Here is a 19517-nt window from a genome sequence, read left to right as displayed (position 1 = left end):
AGGTTGTTACGCCTAGATCGTTGGTATAGTTAGGTTTCATTCGGGGCACAAGATAGAGATTGTTTTGTTAGTTGTAGATACTATTTTCAACTAGGTATAAAAAAAGCAGCACAATGATGCTGCTTTTCCTATGTAAATTCGTTGTATTAAATATCGAAGAAAATCTCCGTGGCACCATAACCATACTGCGGATGGTATTGGTTGACGAAGTATTTCACTTCAAACGTTTTCTTCAACACTTCGTGAATCTCTTCTCTTAATGTACCCTTGCCTACCCCGTGAATCACAATCATTTGGTGCTGCTTATGGGCAATTGCCAAATCTAGGTAATGCTCAAACTCGTTGAGTTGAATGGCCAAGATTTCCAAGTTGCTTAAATCTTGCCAGTCGTCCATTAATTTCTCGATGTGTAAATCCAGTTCGAACTTAGGCTTTAACGGTGTTTCGGGCTTCAAGTTAACTTGTGGGGCCGATACGTAGTTTTTACCGATGGCATCGCTACCGAAGTCGAATGCATCGTTTGCTTGGCGTTCTGGGTATTTATCGTACAGTGGGTAATTGATGGTAGCTTCTTGGCGTTGTTGTAGTTTATTCAGCTGGTCGAACAATTGCTTGGGTTTAATCTTCCATGTTTTTTGTACGGAAGGTGCCAGCTTTTTGTCGGGTGTTTTTAGGCTGAAGGTAAACTCGAACTTCGGGCTGTCGTTGAGGTTCTCGAATAATAAATCGGTGAGGTAGAACGATTGGAAAGCCAGCACAACGTTCTTGATTTCCATGTGAAGCTGTTGATTTAAAAACACTTGGAAGTGCATGTTTAAGTCTTGCTTCGTTTCGTTGTGAAGGTGGAACTTCATGCGGGTTACCACGTCTTCATACCCATCCGTTTGGAACACCGGCAGCATCGACATGGTAACGCCTGTTTCCATGCGTATTTGCCCGCCGAGCTTCTCTTTCTTGATCTCTTCGCCGGGTGTTAGTTTATTATAGCCAGAGCCTTGGTCGAATGTTGGGATTTGGTTCTTCTTCTGCGAGAACCAATGAAAGTAAGGGAAGTCAATTTGATCCATATACACGGGGAAGCTAGAGCCGCCCACTTGTATCACCACCATTTTGTCGTCGAGGATGTCAATAATGTTCCCTTCTTCCTTCGAGCTCAATAAAATGATCTTATCTCCAATAGTATATTTCATATAAAAAAATAGCCAGTAAAAATACAAAAATAGCAATCCAGGCTGGAGCTGCGAAATTTGTATGTAATTACCGGCTATTTAAGGGAAAGAAAATCCAAGCTAATGAGGGTGGTACGTTGGTTTTTCGGGATGTCGACGCATGTTTTCATCAATAGAAAACCGGCCGCTTCCTTCTACCAAGAAGACAATCAGTAGGAAAAATACGATAAGTGTTACGGGCAATTCGTTGTGAACGAGGAATAGCCCAGTCGGTTCATGTACAAAAAGCAATGCACCGATCAAAACGGGAAGGTTGGCCAATGCTGCGTAGCGTGTAAGCAGGCCGAGCATGATAAGTAGTCCTCCTGCAATGTGAGCAAACACAATGTAGTGGGCCACCCACATGGACAGAACGGACAAGAACGGTTGTCTTTCAATAACGGAATTCAACACGTTGATGTTTCCAACAAAGCTGATACCCTTCCAAATTAAATACATGCCGAGCAGTACGCGTATCCCGTCCAGCCACATGGGGTGGTGAGAATCGCCCCAGCGTTCGATTCGTTGTAAGAGGTTCATAATATTGGGTTTTAAGTTCAAAGAACATTTAACCTAATATACGACTATTTAGGCATAAAAAGAGCGCAGCCCGCTCCTCCAAGAGAAACGGGCTGCGCTTATTATCAATATGTTATAACTTCTATTACGCTGCTTTGGGTGCCAATTTACTTTTCCTGTAACCATACAGGAAGTAAATCGCTAAACCAAAGGCCATCCAACCGAAGAACACGATCCAGCTTTTCGCCGGGATCTCGATCATTAAGTACAAACAGCACAACATGCCCAGTACCGGGATCAAAGAGAGTTTCTTAATAGCGGTAGCAATGGTAATGGCTACTGCCAATACCAAGAAGATGATGAACAAGATTTCTTGGTGCGACTCGTGGGTTAAGTTCGTGAAGCTATCTACGATTCTTTCTCTAAAGAAGAAACAGAAAACAGCCAGCATCACTGGAATAATAATTTGACCATTGATATATGGCAAATTGAATTTCTTCGCGGCCTTGTTTTCCAACTTTGGCAGTAACAATACACCACCGCACACCAATACGAAAGCAAACAAGGTACCGATACTTGTTAAGTCGGTTACAATGGCACTATCAATAAATAACGAAGGAATCGCTACGATTACACCTGTTAAAATGGTAGAGAAGGAAGGTGTTTGGAATTTAGGATGCACTTTACCGAAACGTTTCGGTAACAAACCATCACGGCTCATGCTCATCCAAATACGCGGTTGACCAATTTGGAATACTAATATCACGCTGGTAGCAGCTACTACGGCACTGATCGATATAACGTACCCAATTTTTTCAAGGTGTATCTTATCAAACACGTATGCCAATGGATCAGAAACGTGCTGGAATTCCGAGTAATTCACCATCCCGGTGATGACCAAGGTAACAATTACGTAAATGATGGTACAAATCACCAAGGAATAAATCATACCACGGGGAAGATCGCGTTGCGGGTTGGCACATTCTTCCGCGGTGGTTGAAATGGCATCGAACCCAATGTATGCAAAGAATACAGCGGAAACGCCTTTCAATACACCCGTGAATTGATTCGGTAAGAACGGTGTCCAGTTGTCGGTATTGATGTAAAACACACCAATGGCCACCACAATCATTAACACCACTATTTTCAAGCCCACCATAAAGTTGGCGCTCTTTTTACTTTCTTTGATACCTACATACGCTAGAATTGTTACCAATATCACGATCACGAAGGCCGGGATATTCATAATTACATGCCAGCTACCCAAGGTAGGTGCTGTAGCCCAAGCTAAGGCAGAAGTATCGGTTCCCGCGGTTACGGCTGCATCATAAGCAGCCTGCGCGGTTTTATAATCGGTGGTAAGCCATGCGGGCAAATGAATGCCCATGCCTACCAATACGTTGTTAAAATAGCTACTCCAGGAAATGGCCACCACTATGTTACCGATGGAGTATTCCAAGATCAATGCCCAACCAATAATCCAAGCGGCTAATTCACCGAATGTTACGTAAGAATAGGTGTAAGCACTACCGGCAACGGGTACACGTGAAGCAAATTCAGCATAACACAAAGCGGTAAAACCACAAGTAATGGCTGTAATAAGGAATAAAAAGATTACACCAGGGCCGCCGTCATACGCAGCTTGACCAATGGTAGAGAAAATGCCGGCACCAATTACCGCCGCGATACCCATAAAGGTTAAGTCGCGTACATTCAGTACCTTTTTTAATCCTCCCGAGCCATGCGCGTCGGAAAGCCCGTCCTGCGCATCTTGTAGCAGGTTTACGATCGATTTTTTACGAAAAAGGGAATTAGACATTTAAATTTTGTTGATGTTAAGATCGGTTGATATTATATGTCGCTTACGCTGTAACGTGGTGCTCTTGATTGGCATATTCAATTGCATTGCGTCTTCTAATATACAGCACTATCGCGAATATAGTAATTCCAATTGTTTAATGTTGCCTTGTGAGCAAGAAATCGGCTAATTCAAGCAGAGGCTTCTTGCGGGCACTTACCACGGCAATTTCTTCCAAGCTTTTGATAGCCTTTTGTTTATAGCTTTCTTTTTCTTCTTCCGACCAAACATCTATTTTACATTCTTTGAAGATGCGTAACACCTGCGCCACTTTATCGGCCGGGTTCGTGTCCATTAAATGGTGCAGTTCTTCTTTTTGCCCCGGGTTACATGTATCGAGGGCCTTTAGTAATAAGAAGGTCTTTTTATTAATGAGGATGTCGCCACCGGCTTGCTTACCATGTTTGTCAGGGTCGCCGAAGGCATCCAAGTAATCGTCTTGCATTTGGAATGCAATGCCTACGTTTTTACCGAAGTTATAGAGGTGTTGTTGGTTACCCTCGCTTCCACCACCGATAATAGCACCCATTTGTAAAGCGGCTGCTAACAATACCGAGGTTTTTAACCCGATCATGTTCACGTAATCATTGTACTGCACGTCTTCCGGCTTCATCACCTCCATATCCATATCATATTGCTGGCCTTCACATACTTCCGAGGCCGCTTTATTGAATACGTTGATGATTTTCGTTTTGATATGCGGCTGTACTTTGTTTAAAAAGTCGTAGCACCTGATCAACATCACGTCACCCGCCATGATCGCCGTTGCATCGTTGTATTTCGTGTGCACGGTAGGCATTCCACGACGTAAAGGCGCTTTGTCCATAATATCATCGTGGATAAGGGTGAAGTTATGGAACAACTCGATGGCGGTTCCTACTAACAGTGAATCGTCGTGTAAGGTGTCGAACAATTCATTCCCCATCATGGCCAGTACGGGGCGAATTCTTTTACCCCCGATGCCTAATATATACTGCGAGGCGTCGTATAAGTTGGCCGGCTGTGCCGGGAATTGTCTATGGTTAAACTGTTGTTCAAATTTTGCCGATAACTCTTTAAATGAATGCATGTCGCTCGTATATTAATTTACAGGTTACTAGGTATGGCTATTTCGTTTTTTTCGCTCGTTTCTTCGGTGCCGGGCCACTTTTAGCTGGTCCTTTTTCCCTGGGTGCTCTTGCCTTCTTAGGTCTATCACCGTTAGATGGTCTTGCTGTTGCTCTTGGAGAAGACGAAGATGTTGTTGTATCATCTTCAATCAAGTCATAATCCAATTGGCGTTTCAACAAGTTAGCGGCTACTACCCTAATGGTTACTTTTTCGCCGATACGGTATGTTTTGCCCGTATTTTGGCCCACCAAGGCGTATTCGTGTTCATTATAAATGAAATCATCTTTTGTAGCCAAGTTGTGCATGCCTACGAGGCCTTCACATTTCGTGTCTACCGTTTCTACCCAGAACCCGAAATGGGCTACACCCGAAATAACGCCTTCAAATGTATCGCCGATAAACTGCTGCATGTATTCTACTTGCTTGTATTTATTGGCAGCGCGTTCTGCTTCCATGGCTTTTCTTTCCATTTCGGAACTGTGCTTACAACGTTTTTCTAACTGCTTATCGGGTTTTACATTGCCATCTAAGCACTCTTGTAAAATACGGTGTACCATTACATCGGGGTAACGGCGGATCGGGGAAGTGAAGTGACAATAGTAGGCAAATCCTAACCCGTAGTGACCAATATTATCGGTCGTATATTCCGCTTTAGCCATTGTTCTGATACCCAATGTTTCCAATACGTGCTGTGCAGGCGTACCCCTCGCAGCGGTGAGTAGTTCATTGAACGAAGTAGCCACCGTTTCTGGTGTGCTAAGGTTCAATTTATACCCAAATTTGCGGGCAAATACAGAGAAAACGTTTAGTTTCTCTTCGTCGGGTGTATCGTGTACACGGTAAGGGAAAGGTACTTCGTGCTTGTTCACTCTTACATTCGCCACATATTCTGCCACCGTTCTATTCGCCAACAACATAAATTCTTCGATTAACTGGTGCGCTTCTTTGCTTTCCTTGATGATGATACCGATAGGTTTACCGGTTTCATCTAGTTGGAATCGCACTTCCTGGGAAGAGAAGTTAATAGCGCCTTCGTCGAACCTATTTTTGCGCAAGATGCGGGCAATTTTGTTGAGTAACAAAACTTCTTTGTCGTACGGTCCTTCACCGGTTTCGATGATCTCTTGTACTTCTTCATACGTAAAACGGTGTTTGGAATGGATTACCGTTCTACCGATCCAGTACGACACGATCTCGGCCTTATCGTTCATTTCGAAGATAGCGGAGAAGGTAAGTTTGTCTTCGTGCGGACGTAAAGAACACAGTTCGTTACTGATTTTTTCCGGCAACATGGGATTTACACGGTCGGGTAAATACACGGATGTAGCGCGTTTTTCTGCTTCTTTGTCGAGTTCTGTACCGGGCACAACGTAATGACTTACATCGGCTATGTGTACGCCAAATTCGTGGTTACCATTTTTCAGTTTGCGGTAAGAAATAGCATCGTCAAAGTCTTTCGCATCAACAGGATCGATGGTGAAAGTGAGCCATTTACGGCAATCCTTTCTTTTCCTGATTTCGGAGGCTTGGATAATATCCTTTAGATCGCTGGTTTCTTTGATTACTTCCGTTGGGAAGGATAATGGGAAACCGCTATCGATGAGTATTTCCTTCATCGCGAGATCTGCACTATTTGTAGCGTCGAGGATTTCCACGACTTCACCTACAGGTTTCTTCGACTTTTCGCCCCAGTTTACAATCTTCACAACCGCCTTATCGCCGTCTTTGCCGCCTTTCATGGCGCCTGCAGGAATATAAATATCGGGTAAGAAAGATCCTTTTTCAGGAATGAGGAAAGCAAATGACTTGCTTACCTGCAAGGTGCCTGTGAATTCGGATTTCTTTCTAGTGATTACTTCGGTAATAACACCTTCCATGCGACCAAGGTTTTTCGCTTGTTTGATAACATCTACGGTTACTTCGTCGCCATCCAGTGCTGAATGTAGGTTTTTCTGTTTAACAAGAATGTCTTTCGCTAACGTGGGTACAATAACAAATGCCATCCCCGAACGGGTTACTTCGATTGTTCCCCTGAATGTTTTCTTCTGGCTACTACTCGTTCTATTATTATCTTTTTTCTTTTTTGCCATTTTATTTTGTTTGGGGGTTGAATTGGATATGGAACCTCGTCGACAGCCATTCGACGGGTTACTTTTTTCTATTCACATGATTATTCTGCGGTTACCGCTACTTTGGGAACCGTTTTATCGAGATAATCAAAAATATAATTATTAAATGATTCTCCTTCATTAAAAAGGAATTGCACCTCAACCGGGATCACGGCGATGCGGAGGTTCATCGCTTTCAAGTCATCCAATAAAAGATGGAGGCGTACGGCATCTTTTTCGGTGGTGACGATTATTTTCTCTTCACCGGGCATATGCTCGAATTCCAGCTTTACTTTATCCAATGTGCTTTTGGTATAGTAATAGTGATCGGGGAATTGTTGCAAGAATACCCTTTCTACTTTTGTTTGCAAATAGTCTACCAAAGGTTGCGGGCGTGCAATACCGCATACCAAGTGAATAGATGCTTTTGGAGAAACTTGTACGCTTTCCAGTGTTTCCATATCGTACAGTTCGCCGTAAGCCAAGGTACTGAAATAAACACGCTGGTGTGGCAATGGGTTAATTTCTGCCGTAATTTTTTCCTTTTCCGCCACGCTAAGGTTGGGAGGACATTTAGAAACAACGATGCTGCTGGCACGTTTATAACCGCTTCTACCCTCGCGTAAACGGCCGAATGGCACTACGTGGTCGCGGGTAAAAAGGCGGCTATAATCAGTTAGCATGAGGTTCAAGCCGGGCTTAATCGAACGGTGTTGAAAGGCATCGTCGAGTAAAACCACCTGTGTATGGGGGCGATCCATCAGCAATTGCGGGATGGCAAGCATCCTTTCTTCACCTACGCACACGCTGATATCCGGGAATTTTTGGTGGAACTGCATGGGTTCATCGCCAATTTGACGGGCCGTGCTATTGGCATCGGCGAGAATATACCCTTTTGTTCTACGGTTATAACCACGGCTGAGAGAGGCTACGGCGAATTGGTTCTTTAACAAGCGAATGAGGTATTCGACATGCGGGGTTTTCCCTGTTCCCCCTACCGACAAATTGCCGAAGGAAATCGTTGCGATATCGAATTCCACGGCAGTAAGTAAGCCCCTATCATAAAACCTGTTCCGCATCCACATAATCAGTCCATACAACAAGGAAAAGGGATATAGTAAAAAAGTTAAGTAACGTAACACTGGTTAAGTTGTTGGTTTAAAATAATAAATCTCTGCCGGTGTAATCACGGCATCTAAAGCCATATCACCGTCGTGTATATCGCTGATATGATTGCTAACGGGTGGAAACAACGCTAGGCCCACTTTTTTAGCACCCGGTTTGCACTGGGCTAAGAACTTGTCGTACATCCCTTTACCATAACCTACCCTATGACCCTGCAAATCGAATGCCACCATGGGAACCAGTACCATATCGAGCGAGAGTGGGTTCACCTCTTCGCCAGCTGTGGGTTCGGGAATACCGTAGGCATTTTCTTCCAACGGGCATTCGTCGTGCCACAAAATATGTCGCATCTCGTTGGTTTCAAAATTAGATTGCGAGGTGACCAGTTTAATATGAGGGTAATGTTCTCGTATCCAGATGGCGACCAGGAAGGTATCTACTTCTTTCTTCGCCAGGATCGGTAAAAAAATGTGGAGAAATTCAATGTTCGACCAGTCAAAATTACTGCATTGAACCAGTAATTCCATATTTAACATGGCCCATTCGTCATCTGTGAGGGATTTCCGCTGCTCTATATATGTTTTTCGTATATCCTTCTTCGTTAGTGTCATAATCCCAATAATTCTATCAAGCTGGGTTTTAGTTGTGCTGCTTGATGCGTTATAAACGCCTTGTCGAGCACGTTGGCTTGTAATATACGCCCTATTTTGGGCAATTTCGTCCACCGTACGATATCGTCTTCGTTGGTGTTGTATTCCCCGTTAAAGATCCATCCGGCTACGGGCACATTGGCTTGCTGTAGGGCCATGGCGGTGAGTAGCGAGTGGTTAATGCTGCCCAAGTAGTTCATCGCTACTAGGATAACACGGGCTTCGAGTTGTTGAACCAGTTCCAAAGTAAACGTATCCTCGTTGATCGGCACCATGAGACCTCCGGCACCTTCGATGATGAGGGGGCGATCGTTGGTTTGGTATTGATCGGCAAGCTGAACAATATGTTGTACATCTATTTCAACGCCATCGATCCGCGCGGCCAAATGGGGCGAGGCGGGCGTTTTAAGACGGTATCCTTCGGGGTAGCAGTATTCCGGGTGGGTGGTCATTCGTTGAATGAACTCGGTATCCGTTTCTTCTTCCAGGCCCGACTGGATGGGTTTCCAATAATGCGCGTCCAATGCTTCCGCCACGCAGGCGCTCACGACTGTTTTGCCAACACCCGTGCCAATACCTGTCACAAAAAACCGCTGATGAGTACGCTTCATAATTCGCAAATATAATGGGCTAAACTTATTTAAACGATTAAGATATGGAAATAAACCGCAATCATTTCGCCCTATGATAAAGAAATCTTAAATTTTAACAGGCGGTGCTAATTGATTGTTTCATCGACACTTTCCCTTAAATTCGCTATAACTGCTAACTAAAAAAGTATTATGAAATATTGTAACAATATTCTCGAAACAATTGGTAACACACCTTTAGTCAAACTACACAAAGTTACGGCAGAACTACCTTGCGAAGTGTACGCGAAGGTGGAGTTTTTTAACCCCGGTAACTCTATTAAAGATCGTATGGCCCTGAAAATGGTAGAAGAAGCAGAAAGACTTGGCTACCTCAAACCCGGCGGCACCATGATCGAAGGCACCAGCGGTAATACCGGTATGGGCTTAGCATTGGCTGCGATCATCAAAGGGTATAAGTGTATTTTCACCACTACTGATAAGCAATCCAAGGAGAAGGTAGATATATTAAAGGCGTTGGGTGCAGAAGTAATTGTTTGTCCTACCAATGTAGAACCCGAAGACCCGAAATCTTATTACAGTGTGTCGAAACGCTTGGCTACCGAGATTCCGAATTCGTTCTATGTGAACCAGTACGATAACTTGGCCAACCGTGTTGCCCACTACGAGCAAACAGGGCCGGAAATATGGGACCAAACAGACGGTAGAATTACCCATTTAATTGTGGCCACCGGTACAGGAGGTACGGTAACAGGAACGGGGCAATACTTGAAAGAAAAGAACCCGAATATTCAAGTATGGGCCATAGATAGCTATGGTTCCTTGTTGAAGAAATACCATGAAACGGGTGAACTGGATATGAGTGAAGTATACCCTTATATAACAGAAGGTATCGGGGAAGACTTCGTACCACAGAACTACGACATGAGCGTGATTGATAAATTCGAAAAAGTAACCGATAAAGACGGTGCTGTAATGGCCCGTAGGATTACAAAAGAAGAGGGCATTTTCGTAGGTTATTCGGCAGGCTCGGCAGTAGCAGGCTTGATTCAACTGAAAAAATACTTAAAGCCAACCGACGTAGTGGTAGTGGTATTCCATGATCATGGTTCGCGTTATGTAGGCAAGGTTTATAACGACCAGTGGATGATGGAGCGTGGTTTCTTAGACGTTAAAACCGTGAAAGACGTGGTGAATGGCAGAAGAAACTTGCCGCTTGTAACCATTTCGCCGGATGAAAAAGTGAGTGATGCCATTGCGAAGATGAAGAAATTTGATATTGAGCATATTCCTGTGATCCATCAACAACAGATCATCGGTAGCATATCGGAGAATGGCTTGTTTAACAAATTGATTGACCATCCAGATATTAAAGATGCCTTGATTAAAAACGTGATGCAGCCTGCTTTCCCAACGGTTTCATTGGAAACACCGATAGAGAAATTATCGGTGTACATCAATAAAGAAAACGGGGCGGTATTAGCGGCGGATGATAGTGGTAATTACCACATTGTAACGAAGTACGATATTATCCAGGCATTGGGTAATTAATAAAATAATTTTTTAGACAAGATGCTTTGTAGTTATTTTACTGCAAAGCATTTTTGTTTTCTATGCAAACGAAGCAGTATATAGATCAAATGGGGCGTGCAGTAGAGATACCGGTTTTCCCGCAACGCATTGTGTCGGTGGTGCCTTCGCAAACGGAGTTATTGGCGGATTTGGGATTGGATGAAGCCGTGGTAGGTATCACCAAGTTTTGCATACACCCCGAAACATGGTTTCGAAGCAAAACGCGTATAGGTGGAACGAAGCAGTTCAAGTTTGATGTGATCAAAGCATTGCAACCGGATGTAATTATTGCGAATAAAGAAGAAAACACCCAATCGGACATTGAGCAATTAATGGCAACATACCCTGTTTGGATCAGTGATATACATGATATTCCGTCTGCCTGCGCGATGATTGAATCGGTGGGCGACATAACGGGCACGCATGAGAAAGCATTGTTGATTTCCCAGGCAATACAAGCACGCTTTGCCCGGATTACACCACTCTCCCAGCCTGTTTCGGTGGCTTACTTCATTTGGCGTGACCCTTGGATGGTAGCGGCACCGGGTACCTTCATTGACCATATATTAACGCGGCTGGGCATGGAGAATGCCTTCGCCCATACCAGTCGTTACCCAGCTGTAACAGCGGAGGATATTGTAGCGGCGAATCCTTCCCTGGTGTTTTTATCTTCGGAGCCATATCCTTTTAAAGAGAAGCATATTGAAGAGTTACGCACTTTATTGCCGCATGCGGAGATACGCTTGGTAGATGGCGAAATGTTTAGTTGGTACGGAAGTAGGTTGTTGGAAGCAGCGGGTTATTTGGATGGGTTGATGCGGGCGATATCGATAGTATAATATTATATTGCTTTATTGGGGGCTACACTACCCGACCATGCCAGTATGACGCATGTAGAAACAACATTTTTCTTGCAAAAAATATTGTTTAAAAAGCCGGCATAAACCAGTCGGTTTCCTTCCACATAATGCCTGTTTATAGCCTTGCATATCCTCTAATATTTAAAATATCCTATTCATATTATCAACCAAGGTGCCATGTCTTAAATCGGCTTATTTTCAATAATTCTCCCAAACCCTTTCCCCTACTCATTCTACTGGATAATTCTCGATAAACAGTTGGACCATAATCGGCAGCGACTTCCGAAAGCCTTGCGAAATAAGGGTTCTATGTTAGTGAGGATTAGGCGAACGGTTGTAACTAACTCAAAATGAAGTCATCATAACATTTAAAAACATCTTGAGATAGGCTTAAGATAGGTTTTTACTGGGGTTTAGATAGGCAAAGGATAGGCTTAGGATAGGCTTTTACTAGGGTTTAGATAGGTAAAGGATAGGCTTGAGATAGGCTTTTACTAGCTTTGGGATAGGCTTGGTATAGGCAAAAGTATTTTGTAACAATGTCAAAAAGACATGTTAAAATAGTATAGTACAATACAGGAATTATTTCAAATCTAAGTAGCCTACAGCAGGTTGATCGGTATAGAAGTGTACCATATACATAAGGCTAGTGTCTATAATAACACCACTTGGAATAGGTTGTACCCGTTCGTATGTAACATCTTTGATTTGGTAGCCGAAACGCACACTGTTTTTAGATAGATCAGGTTTAATATAATCGGGGTAAGTAGAGGCTACGGTAAAGCCGTATACGTATACTGGTTTGAAGAAGTTAATTTTTGCTACTTCGGGATGTTCAGGTAAGTAAAGCAATTCGTATTGTTCACCTTTTTTCACTTGGATATAGCCGGTGTCGACAGATTCTACGAGTTCAAATTTCTTTCCTTTGATAGAATAGCTTACAGTAACAGTTCCTGCGTTTGCATCGAATGCTTGGACGATCGCATTGGCCTTAACACCTTTCTCTGTTAATTCGGCTTGGTGTTGATGTTTTGCAAAAGCATTATAACCGAAGTAAGCAGCGCCCAAGCAGAATATGCTGGCGATAGCGATGAACATTCCTTTTTTCCTAGTAGGCATAGATGCGAATTAAATGCTCGATTAATATTTGTGGAATTATACATCAATATTATTGATTTTTTGGAAAGAATGGAAATGAATTGATAAATCTTTTGTGGAATAGACCTATTATAAAAACACCCCGCAACCTTGTATGCTGCGGGGCGTTCTGTTGCTATCTCTCTAACTTCTTTATGATGGAGGTGATGTTTTGAAATGGTATTTTATCCTCCTTTTTAAGATGCATAATATCTCCATTGATGGCTTGGTATAAAAAGACTAATTTTTCTTTCTGCTTAATAGCACAGATGGAGTAAGATATTCCTATCGCATTAACATCTTCATCGCAGAAATTAAAATATGAACCAGTAGGGATGTCTTTCATTAATGTTACTATACTATCTTTTTGTGGCGTAGTGAGCACAAAACGATTCACATTATTCCAGAAACCGTCATATCCAGTTTGTTCACAGCCTTTATAATACTGAAATCGTCCGGGCTCATCTCTACCAGGGAGAACAATATAAATAAGTTGGTAATCGCTTTGGTTATCTTCTTCAAACTGCTGATAGTATCTTTTAAACCACGTAATGGGTTGAAAAAGAGTATCCAACTGAACTTTACGAGGCGAACAAGTATCCGCTTTCATGGGAAGTGTTAGAAGGGATATTGTTAAGAATATAGAATTCAATTTGTGCTTTTTTTACTGATAAAAGTGTTACACTTGGCTGTATGCATTATTCGAATTTAATATTACCTGGCAATTGTTGAATCGATTGGGTATTTAATTTGTTTACCAATTCAGCTATTGTTACTGCAAACAATACACCCCTACCTGGATATGGTACGTAGTAAGTGCCGTCTACTAAAGCGCTATAAAGTGGAAGCTTATTACTTAAAAGAACAAGTTGTTGATCCTTCAATTCATATAAACCTAAAGGCAAAGCATCTAAACTGTTAGCAGACTTTTTTGCGTAAAAGTGTGCATAATTGTATTCAGTAGTTCCACCATTTGGCTTATTACTGATTATAATACTTCCTTGTTTACTGATAGAAACAAAGTTACTACCAGTTTTTAGGGCTCGCATAATTTGAGTATGGCCAGGTAAAGTATCTTGCTTAATTTTTCCTTGAATGAAAAACCAGCCATATTCATCACGCTTCGACATGTCCATAACGATTAGCTGTGAATGGTAGATATCGACACAATCTTGTGTTAAAATTTTGTATGTAACCGTGTCCTTCCCTTTGGTGCGCGAAATAAAATATGTCATATTGAATTCTCCCAAGAAGCCTTCATTTCTAAACTCGGATAGAAAAATATTGTTGTTGAAATTATATTTGATTTGAGCGGAGGAAGGTAGCTTGTCTACCTTTTGTAAAACAAGTTGATTGCTTTTTTTGCAAGCAGCGAGGCATGCGACCAAGCAACATAAATATATACTGGCAAGCGTAAGCGTGCGGATTCTAGTCATGACTATATAGTTAGGTTCAGCTAAGGAGCTATCACCAAAACTATCAAAAACTAATTTCATTACAAAACCAAAATAGGCGTATATACCGGCTGGAATGATTTAAATACCTGGGCTAGCGCAGCATGATCCATCGATTTCAAGAATCCTGTTTCTGCTTCTTCAATTCCAATAACGCCTGGCTCTAAGCCAATTTTTGTGCGGTAAATTAAGGTGCCATTTTTAAATAATAGTAGGTCGCTTTTACAAGTTGTAATACTGCCTCCCATGCGTTTGAAATGGAAGTTAGATTGCAATGTTTGTAAGGTGGTGGCATCTTTAGAACGTAGGATGAGATGGCGTTTCATATCGTTTGGGAGGTGAGTAAGATCGGTTCTGTGGATTAATAAGTAAGCGGTGTATTCGCCCTGTTTGAAGTTGAGCGCATCGAGGGGTTTGAAAAGGGCGTCTTGTTGGAAATGGGGGGTGGCATTGTTAACCTTCGATCGTACAATAATTAATGGGTAGTCGAAGGTAATAGCAGCTATAATGGCGATTACAACTACAGTTAGGATTGTTCTTACTAAGGATTTTTTCATCGTGTGCTAAAGTAGCAATATTATAAGTAGGAAGACTATATATTGACATAGCAAATATTTTTTTCTTGTTAGAAGCAACCCATTATAACATCGTCCCGTACTAACTCATATATCACAATTCTTCACAAAACTCAATTTCACATGGATAGAAAAGATTTCCTTTCTGGCCTAGGGATTTCCTTGGCTGCTGTTTGCGTGGGCGGCCTCGCGGCTTGTAGCAAAGGTGGCGATGACACCCCTACTCCTAACCCTGGTAATGGCAATGGGAATGGTAACGGCAATGGTGGTAATAATGCTTTGCTGAGTATCGACCTGAACACCCAATTGAAGAACCTAGGGGATTTTACGATCGCTAACGGGGTGATTCTTATTAGAACAGGTGCAGGTAATACGGCGGCCGACTTCTCGGCTTTAAGCAGTAGATGTACGCATGAAGGCTGTACGGTGGCTACTTTCAACAATTCTACCAGTTTAATTGAATGTAACGCACCCTGTGGTCATGGCAGTAGGTATACCGCCACAGGAAGTGTAGCCCAAGGCCCTGCAACATCGTCATTATCTAAAAAAACGATTACCGTTGCTAATAATACGCTTTCCGTGAGTTAACCATCACCATATCCTGCGAATGCTTGTCAACAGCCGATTTCACCCTGTTCGGGCGGTTAAAAATGCCGCTTTAACAGGGTTTTGGCTATTTGATAATTTCTAAACCTTTGATATCATTAGTATTCTATAGATTAACTTCTTATATTTGTTACCTCAAAAATAAATCTTAATCAGGTCATTATGGGAAAATACAGAGCAGGCGTATTACACGGCGAAGAGCTAGATGCGCTTTACAATGATGCAAAAGACAATGGTTTTGCAATGCCAGCAGTGAACGTGGTGGGAACTGATACTGTTAACGCGGTATTGGAAACAGCTGCGAAAGTGAATTCACCGGTTATTATCCAGTTTTCTAACGGTGGCGCACAGTTTTTTGCAGGCAAGGGTATGCCGAACGATAAATTACAAGCGAATATTTCGGGTGGTATTTCCGGTGCGAAACACGTACACGAGGTAGCAAAATATTATGGCGTTCCTGTAGTTTTACATACCGACCACGCAGCTAAAAAATGGTTGCCATGGATTGATGGTTTATTAGACGCAAGTGAACAATTCTTCAAACAAACCGGTCAGCCTTTATATAGCTCACACATGCTCGACTTATCGGAAGAGCCCTTACACGAAAACATCGAGATTTCTAAGAAATACTTCGAGCGCATGAACAAATTGGGCATGAGCATTGAAATTGAGTTGGGTGTAACAGGTGGTGAAGAAGATGGTGTTGACAATTCGGGTGTTGAAAACTCTTTGTTGTACACGCAGCCAGAGGATGTTGCTTATGCATATGAGCAATTATCGCAAGTGAGCAGCCGTTTCACAGTGGCAGCAGCATTCGGTAACGTACACGGCGTATACAGCCCGGGTAACGTAGAATTGCGCCCTATCATCTTGAAAAACTCTCAAGATCATATCGAAAAAACATTTGGTACCAAAGCAAAACCAGTATACTATGTATTCCATGGTGGTTCTGGTTCTCCGAAAGAGCAAATCGCGGAAGCGTTGACTTACGGTGTTATCAAAATGAACCTCGATACAGACATGCAATGGGCGTTCTGGGAAGGTGTGCTTGATTTCTACAAATCGAAAGAAGCTTATTTACAAGCGCAATTGGGTAACCCTGAAGGTGCTGATAAGCCCAATAAAAAATACTACGATCCACGCGTTTGGTTACGTAAGGCAGAAGAGTCTTTCGTAAAACGTTTGGAAGAAGCGTTTGCAGATCTTAACTGTATCGGCCGTAACGCTTAATCATTTTAGCAGAAAAAAGCCCCATGCACCGCGTGGGGCTTTTTGATTTTATATGATTTGATCAAAATATTTCCCTTAAAAACATATGTACTTTACTGTAAAATAAAGATAATGATGTGGTTTAGACGGAATTTCTATGAAACAAGTCTTGTTAAAATGAATTTAATTGTATCTTGCACCACTATTCTTTAATCTAATAGCACAACAGTAGTATGAGTTGGTTTAAACGAATCAAACAGGGTATTTCGACATCCACCAGTGAAAAGAAAGAAGCACCAGATGGATTATGGCACAAATGCCCAAATTGTAAAAAAACCACTAACATCAAAGATCTTAAAGAGAACAAGTACGTTTGTGACAATTGTAATTTCCACAACCGTATTAACTCTAAGGAATATTTCGATATTATTTTCGACAATGGTGAGTTTACAGAATTATTCACCAATATCTACCCGAAAGACCAATTAGGCTTCGTGGATTTGAAACCTTACGGCGATCGTTTGAAGGAAGCGCAGAAGAAATCCGGCTTAACGGATTCTATGCGTGTAGCACACGGTAACGTGTATGGCCTTGGCCTCGTAGTAGCTTGTATGGATTTCAACTTCATCGGTGGTTCTATGGGTTCCGTGGTAGGTGAAAAGATTGCCCGTGCCATCAATTATTGTATCGAGCACCGTTTACCATTCATGATTATTTCTAAGTCTGGTGGCGCTCGTATGATGGAAAGTGCCTTCTCCTTGATGCAAATGGCTAAAACATCAGCTAAATTGACACAATTAGCGGATGCTAAATTACCTTACATCTCTTTAATGACTGATCCTACAACAGGTGGTGTATCGGCTTCTTACGCGATGTTGGGCGATTTAAACGTGGCTGAACCGGGCGCTTTGATCGGTTTCGCTGGTCCACGTATCATCAAAGAAACCATTAAGAAAGACTTACCGCCTGGTTTCCAGAGTGCTGAGTTCTTACTTGAACACGGTTTCCTTGATTTCATTATCGACAGAAAACAATTGAAAGAAAAATTGGCTGAAACAATTTCGCTTTTCCAAAAGTAGAATGGTTTCCCAGTAAATTATACGGGTTACAAATTGCAGCTAACTTGTAATTTGTAACCCTTTTTTAACGTTATGGCAGAACAAAGAAATAGATCGGCTTTTTACGAATACGCGATAGAAGATAAATTCATCGCGGGTATGGTATTGACGGGAACAGAGATCAAATCTATTCGCGGCGGTAGAGTGAGTTTTAATGATAGTTTCTGTTATTTCCATAAGGGCGAGTTATATGTGAAAAGCCTTCACATCGCCGAGTATTCCCATGGCACATATGCCAACCACGATCCTCTTCGTGAGCGCAAATTACTCCTCACCAAACGAGAATTGCGTAAGTTAGAAAACAAGCTCAAAGACAAAGGTTACACCATCGTTCCCCTCAGGATCTTCATTTCCGATAAAGGCTACGCTAAAATGGAAATCGGTTTAGGTAAGGGTAAGAAGTTATACGATAAACGCGACTCGATCAAGCAAAGAGATGCTGACCGTGAATTGAAGCGTAATTTCAAATTGTAATCTACTCCCCTATTGTTTACTTGTGCGGGTAACAACGATTGTAGAACATTCTTAAAGCTGTGTTAAAGTAATCCCATTGGTACGCCGTGTGCCTGGAAAAAGTGTGTATGGCCCTAATTTTGAATTATTCCTATCAAATATTTCTATCAAGATCCGTTCTACCTACAGCTTAATCGTATTTATATGAAAGCAACTTTACGCTTATTCCTTTGCCTTTCCCTCGTGGCCTTCTTGGCAGCTTGTAAAAGCGGCCAGAAACTCTATCAAAAAGGTCGTTACGACGAAGCCGTGGCTTCTTTCGTAAAAAAATTACAACGTAAGCCAGGTGATGCAACTGCCCTTGCATATATCCCCAAGGCATATGCCGAAGCGCGCGACATGGGCGAGTATAATGTAAACCGTATTCTTACTTCGAATGATCCCTTTAAATGGGAAGCGGTGAAGAACGAGTACCGCCAGTTACAATACTTATATGATCTTATTCAATCGTCGCCCGCCGCCAAAAGTGTTGTACAGGCTACTGATTATACGAGAGATATTGCTAATGCCACGAATAATGGCGCCCAAGTTCGTTACGATCGCGGGTTAGCCTTTATGGACAAAAATACCAAGCAAAGCTATAAACAGGCCTATAACGAGTTTATTGCGGCATTGCAATTGGTACCCAATTTCAAGGATGCGAAAGAGCTCCGCGACGAGGCATACCAATTGGCTATTGTAACCGTGGTAGTAAGCCAAATTGATATACGCTCTCCTATGTACCAGTTAAGTGCTGATTTCTTTAGGGACGAGCTAGTTCGTGGCTTACAGCAGCGTAATATTGATCCATTTGTTCGGTTCTTGGATGAAAGAGCGGCCGACCGTGATCATATTAGGGGCGATCATTACTTGCGCATGCGCTTTTATGATTTCCAGATAGGACAAGCATTGATTGAGCGTTTTGAACGCCAAGTACAAAAGGAAAACGTGGTGATTGGTACTATTAATGTTCGTGATTCGACGGGTAAAGTTACCAAGCAGAATCAATATGGTACAGTAAAGGCAACTTTGTATATCACGAAGAAAACTATTTTGTCGCAAGCGTTGTTTGATTATGAGATTATAGACATTCGCAATAACGCGGTGATTACGAATAATAGGATACCTGGTCGCTTTACATGGCTGAACCAATTTGGTACATTTAAAGGCGACGAGCGTGCTTTGAGCGACGACGATAAGCGTTTGATGGGCGGTGCAGATGTAGCGCCTCCAGCTCCGCAGGCCTTGTTCTTAGAAGTTACTAGACCTATTTATGACCAGTTAGGCCGCGATTTGCAAAGCTTTTATAGTCGTTATTAAACGGGA

General features: G+C 42.3%; 19 protein-coding genes. 7 read left to right on the top strand and 12 right to left on the bottom strand.

Annotated elements, in window-relative coordinates:
• Window positions 1-146: 146 nt before the first annotated feature.
• The 8 genes from LX64_RS09670 to bioD all read right to left on the bottom strand — a co-directional run bounded on the left by LX64_RS09670 (window position 147) and on the right by bioD (window position 9189).
• A complete protein-coding gene (locus tag LX64_RS09670) occupies window positions 147-1190 on the bottom strand; it encodes a Smr/MutS family protein (protein ID WP_111597432.1) in 1044 nt (347 codons plus the stop codon).
• Window positions 1191-1289: 99 nt separating this feature from the next.
• Complete coding sequence (locus LX64_RS09665) at window positions 1290-1748, bottom strand: DoxX family protein (protein ID WP_111597431.1); 459 nt, start codon at window positions 1746-1748, stop codon at window positions 1290-1292.
• A 124-nt stretch (window positions 1749-1872) separates the two neighbouring features.
• Window positions 1873-3546: an APC family permease gene (locus tag LX64_RS09660; RefSeq protein ID WP_111597430.1), complete on the bottom strand. Its 1674-nt coding sequence runs from the start codon at window positions 3544-3546 to the stop codon at window positions 1873-1875.
• A 136-nt stretch (window positions 3547-3682) separates the two neighbouring features.
• Window positions 3683-4654 carry a polyprenyl synthetase family protein gene (locus LX64_RS09655; RefSeq protein WP_111597429.1) on the bottom strand — a complete coding sequence of 324 codons (972 nt, stop codon included), beginning with the start codon at window positions 4652-4654 and terminating at the stop codon, window positions 3683-3685.
• Window positions 4655-4691: 37 nt separating this feature from the next.
• Window positions 4692-6785 (bottom strand): ribonuclease R, encoded by a 2094-nt coding sequence (gene rnr / locus LX64_RS09650; RefSeq protein ID WP_111597428.1) that lies wholly within the window; start codon window positions 6783-6785, stop codon window positions 4692-4694.
• Between the two features lie 80 nt (window positions 6786-6865).
• The gene (gene lpxK, locus LX64_RS09645) at window positions 6866-7945 is read right to left on the bottom strand and encodes a tetraacyldisaccharide 4'-kinase (protein ID WP_111597427.1); all 1080 of its coding nucleotides are present in this window, start codon (window positions 7943-7945) and stop codon (window positions 6866-6868) included.
• Window positions 7946-7948: 3 nt separating this feature from the next.
• Window positions 7949-8539: a 5-formyltetrahydrofolate cyclo-ligase gene (locus LX64_RS09640; protein WP_111597426.1), complete on the bottom strand. Its 591-nt coding sequence runs from the start codon at window positions 8537-8539 to the stop codon at window positions 7949-7951.
• Window positions 8536-9189, bottom strand: a complete 654-nt coding sequence (gene bioD, locus LX64_RS09635) for a dethiobiotin synthase (RefSeq protein WP_111597425.1) — start codon at window positions 9187-9189, stop codon at window positions 8536-8538. The genes LX64_RS09640 and bioD overlap by 4 nt, the downstream gene beginning before the upstream one ends.
• Before the next feature lie 171 nt (window positions 9190-9360).
• Between bioD and LX64_RS09630 the strand changes: the two genes are divergently transcribed.
• Both LX64_RS09630 and LX64_RS09625 read left to right on the top strand, forming a co-directional pair.
• Entirely contained in the window at window positions 9361-10719 is a 1359-nt protein-coding gene (locus LX64_RS09630; RefSeq protein ID WP_111597424.1) for a pyridoxal-phosphate dependent enzyme, read from the top strand.
• 62 nt (window positions 10720-10781) lie between these two features.
• Entirely contained in the window at window positions 10782-11579 is a 798-nt protein-coding gene (locus LX64_RS09625) for a helical backbone metal receptor (RefSeq protein ID WP_111597423.1), read from the top strand.
• A gap of 603 nt (window positions 11580-12182) precedes the next feature.
• Here the strand turns inward: LX64_RS09625 and LX64_RS09620 are convergent.
• The 4 genes from LX64_RS09620 to LX64_RS09605 form a co-directional block, all read right to left on the bottom strand.
• Window positions 12183-12719 carry a hypothetical protein gene (locus tag LX64_RS09620; RefSeq protein ID WP_111597422.1) on the bottom strand — a complete coding sequence of 179 codons (537 nt, stop codon included), beginning with the start codon at window positions 12717-12719 and terminating at the stop codon, window positions 12183-12185.
• Window positions 12720-12873: 154 nt separating this feature from the next.
• The gene (locus tag LX64_RS09615) at window positions 12874-13347 is read right to left on the bottom strand and encodes a hypothetical protein (RefSeq protein WP_111597421.1); all 474 of its coding nucleotides are present in this window, start codon (window positions 13345-13347) and stop codon (window positions 12874-12876) included.
• 88 nt (window positions 13348-13435) lie between these two features.
• Window positions 13436-14233: a hypothetical protein gene (locus LX64_RS09610; protein ID WP_111597420.1), complete on the bottom strand. Its 798-nt coding sequence runs from the start codon at window positions 14231-14233 to the stop codon at window positions 13436-13438.
• Window positions 14233-14748 carry a hypothetical protein gene (locus LX64_RS09605; protein ID WP_111597419.1) on the bottom strand — a complete coding sequence of 172 codons (516 nt, stop codon included), beginning with the start codon at window positions 14746-14748 and terminating at the stop codon, window positions 14233-14235. The genes LX64_RS09610 and LX64_RS09605 overlap by 1 nt, the downstream gene beginning before the upstream one ends.
• Window positions 14749-14889: 141 nt before the next feature.
• On the opposite strand from LX64_RS09605, the gene LX64_RS09600 reads away from it, so the two are divergent.
• From LX64_RS09600 to LX64_RS09580, 5 genes are all read left to right on the top strand, one after another.
• Window positions 14890-15354: a QcrA and Rieske domain-containing protein gene (locus LX64_RS09600; RefSeq protein WP_111597418.1), complete on the top strand. Its 465-nt coding sequence runs from the start codon at window positions 14890-14892 to the stop codon at window positions 15352-15354.
• Window positions 15355-15534: 180 nt separating this feature from the next.
• Window positions 15535-16602 carry a class II fructose-bisphosphate aldolase gene (gene fbaA, locus LX64_RS09595; RefSeq protein ID WP_111597417.1) on the top strand — a complete coding sequence of 356 codons (1068 nt, stop codon included), beginning with the start codon at window positions 15535-15537 and terminating at the stop codon, window positions 16600-16602.
• A gap of 212 nt (window positions 16603-16814) precedes the next feature.
• Window positions 16815-17660, top strand: coding sequence for an acetyl-CoA carboxylase, carboxyltransferase subunit beta (gene accD / locus LX64_RS09590; RefSeq protein WP_111597416.1), 846 nt, complete (start codon window positions 16815-16817; stop codon window positions 17658-17660).
• A gap of 72 nt (window positions 17661-17732) precedes the next feature.
• A complete protein-coding gene (smpB, locus tag LX64_RS09585; protein ID WP_111597415.1) occupies window positions 17733-18173 on the top strand; it encodes an SsrA-binding protein SmpB in 441 nt (146 codons plus the stop codon).
• Window positions 18174-18356: 183 nt separating this feature from the next.
• The gene (locus tag LX64_RS09580) at window positions 18357-19511 is read left to right on the top strand and encodes an outer membrane protein assembly factor BamD (RefSeq protein ID WP_111597414.1); all 1155 of its coding nucleotides are present in this window, start codon (window positions 18357-18359) and stop codon (window positions 19509-19511) included.
• The last annotated feature ends 6 nt before the right edge of the window (window positions 19512-19517 follow it).

This window comes from Chitinophaga skermanii, assembly GCF_003259335.1.
GTDB lineage: Bacteria > Bacteroidota > Bacteroidia > Chitinophagales > Chitinophagaceae > Chitinophaga > Chitinophaga skermanii.
This window is presented reverse-complemented; position numbering and strand designations above follow the sequence as displayed.